The sequence below is a fragment of the Tardiphaga sp. genome (genome assembly GCF_028290785.1).
Classification (GTDB): Bacteria; Pseudomonadota; Alphaproteobacteria; order Rhizobiales; family Xanthobacteraceae; genus Tardiphaga.
Genome location: NZ_JAQGJD010000166.1, coordinates 1 through 11115 on the forward strand (window position 1 = coordinate 1; position 11115 = coordinate 11115).

Annotated in this window: 14 protein-coding genes and 1 pseudogene; 9 read left to right on the forward strand and 6 right to left on the reverse strand. The window is 63.2% G+C overall.

The window, feature by feature from the left end:
- Nucleotides 1-863: pseudogene (locus tag JWR89_RS09745) on the forward strand (malate synthase G); the annotation flags it as partial.
- Between the two features lie 215 nt (nt 864-1078).
- Here the strand turns inward: JWR89_RS09745 and JWR89_RS09750 are convergent.
- From JWR89_RS09750 to JWR89_RS09760, 3 genes are all read right to left on the reverse strand, one after another.
- Nucleotides 1079-1240, reverse strand: a complete 162-nt coding sequence (locus JWR89_RS09750; RefSeq protein WP_299714953.1) for a Thivi_2564 family membrane protein — start codon at nt 1238-1240, stop codon at nt 1079-1081.
- Between the two features lie 94 nt (nt 1241-1334).
- Nucleotides 1335-1976, reverse strand: coding sequence for a DUF2865 domain-containing protein (locus JWR89_RS09755; RefSeq protein ID WP_299714956.1), 642 nt, complete (start codon nt 1974-1976; stop codon nt 1335-1337).
- A 22-nt stretch (nt 1977-1998) separates the two neighbouring features.
- Nucleotides 1999-2775, reverse strand: coding sequence for a L,D-transpeptidase (locus JWR89_RS09760; RefSeq protein ID WP_299714959.1), 777 nt, complete (start codon nt 2773-2775; stop codon nt 1999-2001).
- A 189-nt stretch (nt 2776-2964) separates the two neighbouring features.
- On the opposite strand from JWR89_RS09760, the gene JWR89_RS09765 reads away from it, so the two are divergent.
- The 3 genes from JWR89_RS09765 to JWR89_RS09775 all read left to right on the forward strand — a co-directional run bounded on the left by JWR89_RS09765 (nt 2965) and on the right by JWR89_RS09775 (nt 5089).
- Nucleotides 2965-4074 carry an AI-2E family transporter gene (locus JWR89_RS09765; RefSeq protein WP_299714962.1) on the forward strand — a complete coding sequence of 370 codons (1110 nt, stop codon included), beginning with the start codon at nt 2965-2967 and terminating at the stop codon, nt 4072-4074.
- Nucleotides 4075-4149: 75 nt separating this feature from the next.
- A complete protein-coding gene (locus tag JWR89_RS09770) occupies nt 4150-4521 on the forward strand; it encodes a DUF883 family protein (protein ID WP_299714965.1) in 372 nt (123 codons plus the stop codon).
- Between the two features lie 94 nt (nt 4522-4615).
- Complete coding sequence (locus tag JWR89_RS09775; protein WP_299714968.1) at nt 4616-5089, forward strand: hypothetical protein; 474 nt, start codon at nt 4616-4618, stop codon at nt 5087-5089.
- Between the two features lie 16 nt (nt 5090-5105).
- Here the strand turns inward: JWR89_RS09775 and JWR89_RS09780 are convergent, their stop codons facing one another.
- Nucleotides 5106-5519, reverse strand: a complete 414-nt coding sequence (locus JWR89_RS09780; RefSeq protein ID WP_299714971.1) for a hypothetical protein — start codon at nt 5517-5519, stop codon at nt 5106-5108.
- Nucleotides 5520-6012: 493 nt separating this feature from the next.
- On the opposite strand from JWR89_RS09780, the gene JWR89_RS09785 reads away from it, so the two are divergent.
- Together JWR89_RS09785 and JWR89_RS09790 are read left to right on the forward strand one after the other, a co-directional pair.
- A complete protein-coding gene (locus JWR89_RS09785) occupies nt 6013-6747 on the forward strand; it encodes a LuxR family transcriptional regulator (RefSeq protein ID WP_299714974.1) in 735 nt (244 codons plus the stop codon).
- Between the two features lie 92 nt (nt 6748-6839).
- Nucleotides 6840-7457, forward strand: coding sequence for an acyl-homoserine-lactone synthase (locus JWR89_RS09790; RefSeq protein WP_299714977.1), 618 nt, complete (start codon nt 6840-6842; stop codon nt 7455-7457).
- 1 nt (nt 7458) lies between these two features.
- On the opposite strand, the gene JWR89_RS09795 is transcribed toward JWR89_RS09790, so the two are convergent.
- Nucleotides 7459-7647 (reverse strand): hypothetical protein, encoded by a 189-nt coding sequence (locus tag JWR89_RS09795; protein ID WP_299714980.1) that lies wholly within the window; start codon nt 7645-7647, stop codon nt 7459-7461.
- A gap of 258 nt (nt 7648-7905) precedes the next feature.
- On the opposite strand from JWR89_RS09795, the gene JWR89_RS09800 reads away from it, so the two are divergent.
- The gene (locus tag JWR89_RS09800; RefSeq protein ID WP_299714983.1) at nt 7906-9246 is read left to right on the forward strand and encodes a multidrug effflux MFS transporter; all 1341 of its coding nucleotides are present in this window, start codon (nt 7906-7908) and stop codon (nt 9244-9246) included.
- Between the two features lie 49 nt (nt 9247-9295).
- Here JWR89_RS09800 and JWR89_RS09805 read toward each other — a convergent pair whose 3' ends face one another.
- Nucleotides 9296-10105 carry a response regulator gene (locus JWR89_RS09805; RefSeq protein ID WP_299714986.1) on the reverse strand — a complete coding sequence of 270 codons (810 nt, stop codon included), beginning with the start codon at nt 10103-10105 and terminating at the stop codon, nt 9296-9298.
- A gap of 216 nt (nt 10106-10321) precedes the next feature.
- Between JWR89_RS09805 and JWR89_RS09810 the strand changes: the two genes are divergently transcribed.
- Nucleotides 10322-10510, forward strand: a complete 189-nt coding sequence (locus JWR89_RS09810; RefSeq protein ID WP_299714989.1) for a NepR family anti-sigma factor — start codon at nt 10322-10324, stop codon at nt 10508-10510.
- Entirely contained in the window at nt 10510-11058 is a 549-nt protein-coding gene (locus tag JWR89_RS09815; RefSeq protein WP_299714992.1) for a sigma-70 family RNA polymerase sigma factor, read from the forward strand. Before JWR89_RS09810 ends, JWR89_RS09815 begins: the two co-directional genes overlap by 1 nt.
- Nucleotides 11059-11115: the final 57 nt, after the last annotated feature.

Genomic DNA, 11115 nt, shown 5'->3' on the forward strand with positions numbered 1-11115 from the left:
CCACGGTGAACCTCAAGGCCTGCATCCAGAATGCCTCCGAGCGCATCATGTTCATCAACACCGGATTCCTGGACCGCACCGGCGACGAAATTCATACGTCGATGGAAGCAGGCCCGATGATCCGCAAGAACGACATGAAGGCGACGCCGTGGCTCAAGGCCTATGAGGAATGGAACGTGGACGTCGGCCTGGTCGATGGCCTGCCCGGCCACGCCCAGATCGGCAAGGGCATGTGGGCGGCGCCCGACAAGATGGCGGACATGATGGTGCAGAAGATCGCCCATGTGAACGCCGGCGCCACCACGGCGTGGGTGCCTTCGCCCACCGCCGCGACGCTGCATGCGTTGCATTACCACCAGGTCGATGTCGCCGCCCGCCAGAAGGAACTCGCCAAAGGCGGCCCGCGCGCCAAACTGTCGGATATTTTGACGATCCCGGTGTCGCAGTCGAACTGGGCACCGGACGACGTCAAGCAGGAGATCGACAACAACTGCCAGGGCATTCTGGGTTACGTGGTGCGCTGGATCGACCAGGGCGTCGGCTGCTCCAAGGTGCCGGACATCCACGGCGTCGGCCTGATGGAAGACCGCGCCACGCTGCGCATTTCGGCGCAGCATCTGGCCAACTGGCTGCATCAGGGCGTCATCACCGAGGCGCAGGTGATGGAATCGCTGAAGCGGATGGCCGTGGTGGTGGACAAGCAGAACGAGGGTGACGCGATCTATCAGCCGATGGCACCGGGCTTCGACGGCGTCGCGTTCAAAGCCGCTTGCGACCTCATCTTCAAGGGCCGCGAGCAGCCGAACGGTTATACGGAGTTCATTCTTACGGCGCGGCGCCGCGAGGCAAAGGCGCAAGCGTAAGCGTAAGAACTACCGGATACGCGCACTCCGCGACCGTCATCCTGAGGTGCTCGCCCGCAGGGCGAGCCTCGAAGGTCGCGGACGCTGGCGATGGCGCCTGCAGCCATCCTTCGAGGCCGTCGCAAGTGCGACGGCGCCTCAGGATGACGATGGTGTGCGATCGATAGCAAAAAAGCCCCGGTGGACCGCCGGGGCTTTTCGCATTCCATGCCGCGTCAGATGACGGCGATGGTTCGCAATAGCGAAATCACGCCGAGGATGATGACGATTACCCGGCAGATCTGCTTGGCGCGGCCGTCGATCGGCAGCAGGTTGATCAGGTACAGAACGAGAATGACGACAAGGAATGTGATCAGAGCGCTGACGAGTAGTGACATAATGTCCCCCGGTTGATGTCGGTTGCACGCGAGAAGTTGCGTCCCTCACATCGGCAACGTCCTGGAAACCGTTGGGTTCCCTGCGGGGAACATATCACTCCTGGGCCACCACCGGCAGCCGTTCATACTTGGCGCGAACGGACGGCGCTGCCGGCGTCATGTTGAGTGACGCGCCGCGCTTGTCGGCAGGGCGGCTGGTCACCATCAGGCCATCTGCACCGGCGACGATGTCACCCTTGCGCAGCGTAGTGTCCTGCTCGATCTTGATCGGCGCCAGGCCGATCTGATCCTTGCCATTGCACGTGCATCCCGGCACCAGTTCGGTGCGATACTTGAAGGCATTGGGCAAGTCAGAATACGCCTTGCCGGTCTCGGTCGCGGCCTCATCGATGCTGCTGCCGTAGACCACCTTGGTGTCGCTTGCCGGGCAGAAGTTGTTGCAAGACGCCGCACGGCTCTGGCTGTCGCTCGCGGAAATCGGGAAATAGCGGCCATCGCAGGTGCGCACGCAAAATGCCTGACGCCCGCCGCTGCTGGCGCGCGGACGCGGCTCGGTTGGCACGCCGGGGACGCCCTCCGCCCCGGAAGGCACGGAGATCGCCGGAGCGCGGGACGGGGCCGTCATCCCGCCGAACAACGCGGAGAAGAAATCCTGAGCGTGCGCGGCCGGTGCAGCGCCAACCAGCGCTGTCACCGCGAGGGAGCTGAACGCCAGGCGCCTGATCGATAAGCTCATATTGGCCTCCGCGTTATCGAATTCAGTACAGCGACGCGGCCGAAAGGTTCATCGCCTGGCGGCCCGTCGGCGAGCTAGCCGACGCCGGGCGAACCGAAATCGACGTCATGCTGGACGGCACGTCGCGGCTGGCCTCGAAACGCGGCGCGGCACCGGACTTCGGCAACACGACCACCTTGGTGCCGACACTCACCCGGCTGAACAGGTCGGCGACGTCCTCGTTGGTCAGGCGAATGCAGCCCGACGACACGAACTTGCCGATGGTCGAGGGATCGTTGGTGCCGTGAATGCGGTATACGCTGGAGCCGAGATACATGGCGCGGGCGCCGAGCGGGTTGCCGGGGCCGCCAGCCATGAAGCGCGGCAGGTAGGGCTGGCGCGCGATCATCTCGGCCGGCGGATGCCAATCCGGCCATTCCGCCTTGCGCGTCACTGTCTGGGTGCCCGCCCATGTGAAGCCCTCGCGGCCTACGCCTACGCCGTAGCGGATGGCCCGGCCGTTGCCGAGCACGTAATAGAGCTGGGTGTTCGCGGTATCGATCACCACGGTGCCGGCCGCCTCGCGGCTGCTAAAGGCCACTTCGGTGCGGCGGAAGCGCTCGGGCGTGACGTAGGCGGCGCCGTCGTCATCGGCCTGCGGCGCGACCATTACGTCGTCGGCGGGAAAGCCGTTGGAATGTGCGGAGGCGTAGCTCATGACCTGCGCCGAGGCGCCGGTCGCGAGCGCCGGCGCCATCGCGAGGGCCACTACAAAAACCAGTGCGTGGGCGCGCAGCGTGCGATTTCCGGAATGTGACATGGTCGGCCCCGTGGGTGATGCGTCGTGATCGTGATGATGACTGCGCAAACAACAACGTCGGGGGCGGTCGGTTCCAACCATCGCAGCGTGTCAACCACCCCGCCCCTCACAATTTCGCGATGGAACCTTGATGGCGGCACTGGGTTATGTGGCCGCAATCGAACGAATGGCGGCACCCTGTGAATACTGATGAGTAAAGCCCGCGCCATTCCCGAAACGAAAACCGGCACGCCATTGCCTGACCGCAACGCCGAACAGCCGCCGGTGATCCGGCGCGCCGAGGTAGTGGCCTTTGCGCTGATATCGTTGCTGGTGATCGCCGTGGTGGCGGTGCTCTATGTCGCCAGGGCGTTCTTCCTTCCCATCGTCACGGCCTTCATCGTCGGCACCATGCTGTCGCCGGCCGCAACCTTTCTCGAAAAGCGTCGCATTCCACGCTCGGTGTCGGCGGTTCTGATCGTGACCGGCGCCGCCGGTGGTCTGGCCTTCATCGTCGGGCTGATCTCATCGCCCTTGATGGAGTGGAGCACGCGGCTGCCTGAACTGGGGTCGCGGCTCAAGGAGAAGCTGCATGTGTTCGATCGGCCGCTCGCCCTGTGGCATCAGGTGCAGGGCATGTTCGGCGGCTCGGACCCCCTGGCCAGCACGAAATTCGAGCTGCCCAAGATCGACTGGGTGCAGCCCACCGTGGAATTCCTGTCGCCGACCTTCACCGAATTCCTGCTGTTCTTCGCCATCCTGGTGCTGTTCATCGCCAGCTGGAAGGACCTGCGTCGCGCGCTGGTGATGAATTTTGCCGACCACGAATGGCGGCTGCGCACGCTGCGCATCCTCAATGCCATCGAGACCAGCCTCGGCGGCTATCTGATGACAGTGACCATGATCAATTTCGGCGTCGGCATCGCCACCGGGCTGATCTGCGCCTTCACCGGCATGCCCAATCCCGCCGGCCTGGGCGCATTGGCGGCGACCCTGAACTTCTTTCCCATCATTGGCCCGGTGGTGATGTTCGTCATCCTCGTCGGTGTCGGGATCATCACCTCGTCCACCCTCGGGGCGGGTCTGCTCGCGCCGATGGCCTTCGTCGTGCTGATCTTCGTCGAAGGACACTTCGTGACGCCGGTAATCATCGGTCGAAGGCTGCAGCTCAACGCCCTGGCGGTGTTTCTGGCGCTGGCGTTCTGGACCTGGCTGTGGGGGCCGATGGGCGGCTTCCTGGCGTCGCCGATCCTGATCGTCGGGCTGATCCTCAAGGAGCATTTGATGCCGGACGATGAGCCGCAACTGCCGTCGGACTAAACCAGTTTGCCTGTGGAACTTAGCGCCGGACGGGGCGTTTCTGCCCCATCTATTCCAGACCGAAGGGGCTTTGAAATGTCCAGCAGCGACGCCGAAGACAAGATCAAAGACCTACTGGACAAGGCCACCTACAAACGCCTCGAAAAGGATTTATCAGCCGTGAAAAATGACATCTCCGCCCTTACCGACCAGATCAGCGATGCGCTTAATGCCTTCACCGGCGAGGCCGGCAAGCAAGCACGCCGCGGCATCAAGCAGGCCCGCGGCAGCGCCGATTCCCTGATGTCCGACATGTCGGAGCGCGGCAGCGCGGCCTACGACGCCGCCTGGGACAGCGCCTCTTCAATGGAGGAATCCATGGAAGACGCTATCCAGCAGCGACCGCTGGCCGCGGTCGGACTGGCGCTCGGGCTGGGCATCCTGATCGGCGCGGCGTGGCGCCGCTGATCGCCGTGACAGACGTATTGCTTTGATGCGACCGACGGCGCCATAAGGCGCCGTCAGTTTGTTTGGGCAGACGATTTAATATCCGGGGGCTTTGATGTTGCAGCGCGTGATCGACGATTTGAAGAACAGTACCGGCGCCACGGTCCGGATGACGTCGCTGGCGGCTTTGGTCGGCTTTGCGCTGTTCGTGACGCTGTGCTTCCTGTGCGCCGCGGCCTTCATCGCGGTGATGCAACGCTATGGCCTGGTCGAGGCCTGTCTGACGGTGGCCGGCATTTTCCTGGCGGTCTCGCTGATCGCCGCCACGGTCTATACCACCAAGAAGCGCCAGGCCCGGGAACGCGCCATCGCCGCCGCGCGGCAGGCCGCGAGGGCGGCTGCGAGCGCGCCGATGATCGACCCGATGCTGCTGGCGGCCGCGCTGCCGATCATTCGTGCGGTGGGTTTGAAGAAGCTGGTGCCACTGCTGGCAATTGCCGGCGTGGCGCTCGGCTATCTGGCGAGCCGCAACGGCGCGGCGGCAGATCCGGACGAAGACGAAGCGGAAGCGCCTGCCGACGAGGAGTAGGGCAGGCGGAGTTCGCTCAGGTGACGCAGCGGCCTGGCTGCAAGAGCTTGGCGACCTCGGTTAACATGCTGACGGGCGGCTCGCACGCAACGGTGGATTTCCGCGATGCCAGCGCGGGCTGGCCAGGGGTCGTAACGCTCTTAAATGCCTCGACCTTTACGGTGGCCACCGGCGTTCGCATCAGCACCGAGGTGTCGGACAGGCCTTGGACGCGAAACAGCAGCGTCCGGCCGGTGGGGCTCGGACTCCCGACCACCGCAGATCGGTCGGCCTTCCCGACGCGGTTCACGACACTGACATCGGACAGGCTTTCTTGCTGAACAGTGCCTTGCTGAACAGTGCGTAGATCATTGCCGGAGGCAAACTGGATAGCGCCGAGCGTCACTGCAGCAACCGCTCCGCCGATAACCACTCGGGAGATTTGAGACATCGTCCGCCTCGCTTGCCGTGCACCGGCCCATGGACTTCGGAACTGCAACGCTGGCCGGGCGATATGGGTTCGCGACTGCCCATCACATAACCGTGTGTAAAATCGTTGCAGCGTCCGGGAACGCTTTTTGGCGGCATGCGTCTTTCCGACAGCCGGTTGTCCCCCTGCCCCAATCGACCGGCGACGCGGGGCGCGGCTGTGGTGATGCCAGCTGCGTCCCGCATTTTTGCTGATGTCGCCAGGCTATTTCGGCCCGCGTTTCAGCCCGCACACTCTTTCCCAACTTGGCGACCTCCCGCTCCACTCCGCGCGGCCTATCGGGCCATTTGTCCGGTCCCCGGTTGAGCTTACGGCTTGCAACGAGGCGTGGCGGATGCTGGAATGGAACATCGGTGCGTGTGCCTGCCCATAGCCGGCCCCGGATCACCGCAATCCTGGATCGCCGGTGCCCGGGATCGATGGCCCACAGGTCTCGCTTGCGAGGGAGTTGACGATGAGCGAGCCCGGAAAGCGGCATTTCCAGATCGCGATGGATGCCATCGACGAGCTCGAGAACACCACATCGGCCGGAGAAGCCGTCGATACCGTGGGCCGCGCGGTCGCCCATTTCGGGCTCGAGCACTTCTGCTGCCTGATGCCGCGAAACTCGCAGCGTCCGACATTCGATGCCTGCGTGCTCATGACCCGCTGGCCCCGGGACTGGTTCGACCTGTACCGGCGGTCGGACTTTCAGCAGCACGACCCGATCGTCCGCTACACCCGGACCCAGCTTCGCGCCACCAGCTGGTCGGAAGCTCTGGTCTCGAACGACCGGGTCGGCCGCTCGGTGATGGAGATCGCCGCCGTCGATTTCGGACTGCGCGCCGGAATCAGCGTGCCGATCCACGGCATCAACAACTATCAGGCCGGCGTATCCTTTGCCGGCCTCCAGATCGACGCGAGCAAGGATGCCAAATCCGCCGTCGAGCTGATCGCCATCTACGCTTTCAACCGGCTCAACCAATTTCAGGTGGCGGCTCCCGCGCGCCCCAAGGTACTTACCCCTCGCCAGCGCGAAATACTGAGCTGGACCGCGAATGGTAAGACGGCATGGGACACTGGCCAGATCCTCGGCGTCTCGGAAGACAACGTGCACAAGCTGATCGCTTCCGCGGTCGCGAGGCTTGAGGCCACCAACCGAACCCATGCCGTCGTGAAGGCCATCCGGCTCAAGGAAATCGACCTCTAGATCGACCTCTAGCTTGTCAATTCCGATTTTTCGGAATCGCGCCTTGTTCGCAGAGTTGCGAGGCTCCGGCACCGAAGATGGGGGAGCTTCCAATGATCCGCATTATCGACAAGGACAATATCGACCTGTTCGCCACGTCGATGGACCAGTATTTCCGGTTGCGATACCAGGTATTCGTCAAGGAGCTCGGCTGGTGCAAGCCCAATGACCAGCTGAAAGAGATCGATCAATACGACGACGAGAACGCCGCCTACGTCATGTCCATCGACGGCAATGGCGATGTGGTCGGCTGCTTCAGGCTATACCCCACGATGCAGCCGCACATGCTGAGCGAATACTTCGCGCAGATGGTCGATGGGCAAGTGGTGCAGAGGGACGACGTCTTCGAGCTTACACGCTTTGCCATCACTCCAAATCGACGCGACGGCGGCGTGGTGTATCGCGAACTCTACCTTGGCATGCTCGAATACTGCATTTCCAGAGGCATCACAGGAACCGTAGCGGTGCTTCGGACGACCCGGCTTGCACCGCTCATGGGCATCGGCATGAACCTGCGCCCGATGGGCCTTCCGCAGGTGATCGGCAACGAGAGCAACACGGTCGTCTATTATGAAATGAACGAAGACGTTCTTGCTCGCGTCCAGGCACGCGCCGGGGTCACCGATTCAGTCCTGGAGAGCAACAGCGGGCTCATCAGCCGCGTCGCGTAACTCACATGCCTTGCGAGGGCGACGTCAGTTCACGCGGCAGCACCACCACTCTTTCCCGATCGGACTCCTCAGAAATGCGCGCGAAATACTGCATCAGAATCGGACCTTCCCGGACGACAGCGGAATTGTCGATCGCCGATGTACGAAACGGCAGAACGTTCGATGCTTCATCGTCACAATTTTTATCCATGCATTTTCCCGGTGCAATATGAAGACCACGCGAGGATCACTGGAAGATCTTGTCAAACTCATCGAGCGCTCTCGCAGCCTTGCACGAGCGCTGAACGAACCGATGGCAGTCCATATCCTGAGTATCGCGCGTCTGGAGGTGACCGAGAAACTGGAGGACGGTTATCAAGACAGGCCGCCAGCCAGTCCATTGCTGCAATGAACAAGCCGCTACTGTCCGGTCAACGGGTGGGGCAATGCCCTTCGGAGGGGAGGCCAAATGGACAGCGAGGGAACGATCGAACCTGCGGTCAGGACGTTCCACGTCATTCGTAGCGACACCGTCGCCGAGCCGCCGCCCTCGGGGCGGCTATCGATCAGCATGCGTCGGTCGGCCCTGGGTCTTGGCCTGCTTACCGCTATCGGACTGTTCGCCGTCGATATGTACCTGCCCGTCCTGCCCGCGATCGGCGCCGATCTTCGCACCGGCAGCGACGCCGTGCAGGCCACCCTGATGGTATTCCTCATTACGCTCGGCGCGGGCCAATTGATCGCCGGGCCGCTCTCCGACATTTATGGTCGCAAGCGCACGCTCTATGTCGGGCTGATCGCCTTCATCATCGGCAGCATCGGCTGTGCCGCCGCATCGACGATCGCGATCCTGATCGCCTTTCGCATGGTGCAGGCGCTCGGCGCCTGCGCGGTGATGGTCATTCCGCGCGCGGTGGTGCGCGACCTCTATACCGGGCCGAGTGCGGCGCAGCTGATGTCGCTGATCGCCACCGTGTATAGCGTCTCGCCGATCCTGGCGCCGCTGGCCGGCGGCCTGGTGGCCGAGACCGCGGGCTGGCGCGGCGTGTTCGGCACCATGTCCGCGCTGGCAGCCATCTGCCTGGTGTGGGTGAGCCTCGGTTTCGCCGAGACACGACCGCAGGCCGCGCGGTCCGGAGGCGAGCTGCGGACCGTGTTGACCGGCTACCGCGTGCTGCTGGGCGATCGGCAGTTCATCGGCCTTGCATTGATCGCCTCGTTGACGCTCGCAGGCTGGTTCATCTACGCGGCCAATTCGCCTTTCGTGATCGGCGAGCATTTCGGGCTGTCGCCGCGGCTCTACGCCGTGCTGTTTGCGCTCAATTCGGTTTCCTTTGTCGCCGCTTCGCAGTTCAGCGCGCGCTTGGCCACGCGGTTCGGGCTCACCCGTCTGGTGCGCGGCGCCGCGATTGGCCACTTCGTTACCATGGGACTGATGTTGCTGCTGACGCTGGCCGGCGTCGATCGTCTTGTGGTGCTGGTGGTTCTGCTGTTCGTCGGGTTCGGCCTCAATGGCGTTATCGTGCCCTCGACATTCGTGCTGGCGATGGGCGGCAACCCGGCCTACGCCGGCACCGCCTCCGCACTGATCGGCACGCTCAACTTCGCCGGTGGCGCGGCGGCCGTGGCCCTGGTGGCGCCATTCGCCCATGCGACCCCGCTGCCCATGGCGGCCGGCATGGCGGCCTGCTCATTTATCGTTTTCGCGCTGGGCATGGTCATCCTCCGCCCCGGCAAGCTTGCGTCGAATCCCGCCTCTTGGGACGGCGAACGCCCAACGGCCCGGCGATCCGCAACCATGCGGTCATGAAAAAGGCGGCTGCCCGAAAGCAGCCGCCCGATAACAGAACCATCGATGGCTAGGATGCCGCAGCCTTTGGCGCCTTGTTGCGCGAGTTGCGCTGGAAGAACAGCGCCTGGCTGGCGACGGCGGACACCATCGCCGGCTGGAACGGCTTCGAGATCAGGAACGCCGGCTCCGGACGTTCGCCGGTGAGGAAGCGCTCGGGATAGGCGGTGATGAACACCACCGGCACTTCGAAAATCCGCAGCAGTTCGTTCACCGCGTCGAGACCCGAACTGCCGTCGGCGAGCTGGATGTCGGCGAGGATCAGGCCGGGCTTCTTGTTCTTTGCCAGCGCGATCGCGTCCGCGTGGGTACGTGCGACGCCGATGACGTTGTGGCCGAGGTTTTTCACCAGGCTCTCGAGATCCATCGCAATGAAGGTCTCGTCCTCGATGATCAGCACATCGGTAGCGATCTCGGCGGCCATCTCGCGGCCGGCGGTGTCGGCCAAGGTGCGGACCTCGGTGACGTCGGCATCCAACACGAACGCCACTTCTTCTTCCGAGAACCCTTCCAGCGACAACAGCAGGAAGGCCTGCCGTGGCAGCGGGGTGATGTTCGACAGCCGGCGTTCCGAGGGCTGCGCCAGTTGCACCACGTCCGGATCGTCATCGTTCAGGGCAACCGAATTCCAGATCTGCGTGAACAGCCGGAAAAGACCCGCGCGCGGACCGTGCTGCTCGTCGAGCAATGACGGATCCTGCAGCAACGCTTCAAGCATGGCACCGACATAGGCGTCGCCGGAAGCTTGGTTACCCGTCAAGGCACGGGCATAGCGCCGCAACAGCGGTAAATGTTCAGCAACGAGCTGTGATCGGGACATCCCCACTCCATTCTTCTGATTCAATACAGGACGGGAGCAGTAACACCCCCGGCTCCCCTGATGGGCAGTTTACTCGCCAGCCGGACAAAAGTTCCATGGCTTCGGAACTTTCACGCGGCGTCTGAATTAGAACCGTAACACAGGCCGCAAAGGCTTCAAAAATAAAGAAAAATTCTCGAATCCAGGGGTTAACTCTTGGGGAAGTTGGAACGGATCATGAAAGATGTGAAGCCAAGGCAAGGCGGGCTCAACTCCGAAATCCAGTCGCGGATCGGACATCAGTTGCGCGCCATGTACGACGATGTGGTGCGGCAAGGAGTCCCGGACCGGTTTGCGGACCTGATCCGAAAGCTTGACGAACCGCAGACGCAGAATCCCGCGGCCAAAACCGATGGGAGCGAATAATGCCACTCACAGACTCACTTCGCGACGACATCCTGGCGTCGGTCCCGAGCTTGCGCGCGTTCGCGATCTCGCTGTCCGGCAATGGCGACCGAGCCGACGATCTGGTGCAGGAAACGCTGTTGCGCGCGCTGGCCAACATCGATTCATTTCAGGTCGGCTCCAATCTGCCTGCGTGGCTGTTCACCATTCTGCGCAACCTGTTCCGCTCCGACTATCGCAAGCGTCGGCGCGAGGTTGAAGATGCCGATGGCAGCTACGCCAAAACTCTGAAAACCCAGCCGGCGCAGAACGCGCATCTGGAATTCGAGGAGTTTCGGGCCGCGCTCGAGAAGTTGCCGCAGGACCAGCGCGAAGCGCTCATCCTCGTCGGCGCCTCCGGCTTCTCCTACGAAGACGCGGCGACGATCTGCGGATGCGCGGTCGGCACCATCAAGAGCCGGGTCAACCGGGCGCGGTCCAAGCTCAGCGCGTTGCTGTACGTGGAAAGCGCCGAGGATTTCGGTCCGGATGATACGGTCCGCGCCGTGATCGGCGGCAGCGGCGGCTAGCGAACCAGTTTGGGCGGCGCGGCGAATTGCTCGGTCCGATCCCGCTCGGTCATGTCG

Coding starts and splice junctions, on each gene's coding strand:
- JWR89_RS09750 (WP_299714953.1), bottom strand. CDS start 1,240: ATGTCACTACTCGTCAGCGCTCTGATCACATTCCTTGTCGTCATTCTC.
- JWR89_RS09755 (WP_299714956.1), bottom strand. CDS start 1,976: ATGAGCTTATCGATCAGGCGCCTGGCGTTCAGCTCCCTCGCGGTGACA.
- JWR89_RS09760 (WP_299714959.1), bottom strand. CDS start 2,775: ATGTCACATTCCGGAAATCGCACGCTGCGCGCCCACGCACTGGTTTTT.
- JWR89_RS09765 (WP_299714962.1), top strand. CDS start 2,965: ATGAGTAAAGCCCGCGCCATTCCCGAAACGAAAACCGGCACGCCATTG.
- JWR89_RS09770 (WP_299714965.1), top strand. CDS start 4,150: ATGTCCAGCAGCGACGCCGAAGACAAGATCAAAGACCTACTGGACAAG.
- JWR89_RS09775 (WP_299714968.1), top strand. CDS start 4,616: ATGTTGCAGCGCGTGATCGACGATTTGAAGAACAGTACCGGCGCCACG.
- JWR89_RS09780 (WP_299714971.1), bottom strand. CDS start 5,519: ATGTCTCAAATCTCCCGAGTGGTTATCGGCGGAGCGGTTGCTGCAGTG.
- JWR89_RS09785 (WP_299714974.1), top strand. CDS start 6,013: ATGAGCGAGCCCGGAAAGCGGCATTTCCAGATCGCGATGGATGCCATC.
- JWR89_RS09790 (WP_299714977.1), top strand. CDS start 6,840: ATGATCCGCATTATCGACAAGGACAATATCGACCTGTTCGCCACGTCG.
- JWR89_RS09795 (WP_299714980.1), bottom strand. CDS start 7,647: ATGGATAAAAATTGTGACGATGAAGCATCGAACGTTCTGCCGTTTCGT.
- JWR89_RS09800 (WP_299714983.1), top strand. CDS start 7,906: ATGGACAGCGAGGGAACGATCGAACCTGCGGTCAGGACGTTCCACGTC.
- JWR89_RS09805 (WP_299714986.1), bottom strand. CDS start 10,105: ATGTCCCGATCACAGCTCGTTGCTGAACATTTACCGCTGTTGCGGCGC.
- JWR89_RS09810 (WP_299714989.1), top strand. CDS start 10,322: ATGAAAGATGTGAAGCCAAGGCAAGGCGGGCTCAACTCCGAAATCCAG.
- JWR89_RS09815 (WP_299714992.1), top strand. CDS start 10,510: ATGCCACTCACAGACTCACTTCGCGACGACATCCTGGCGTCGGTCCCG.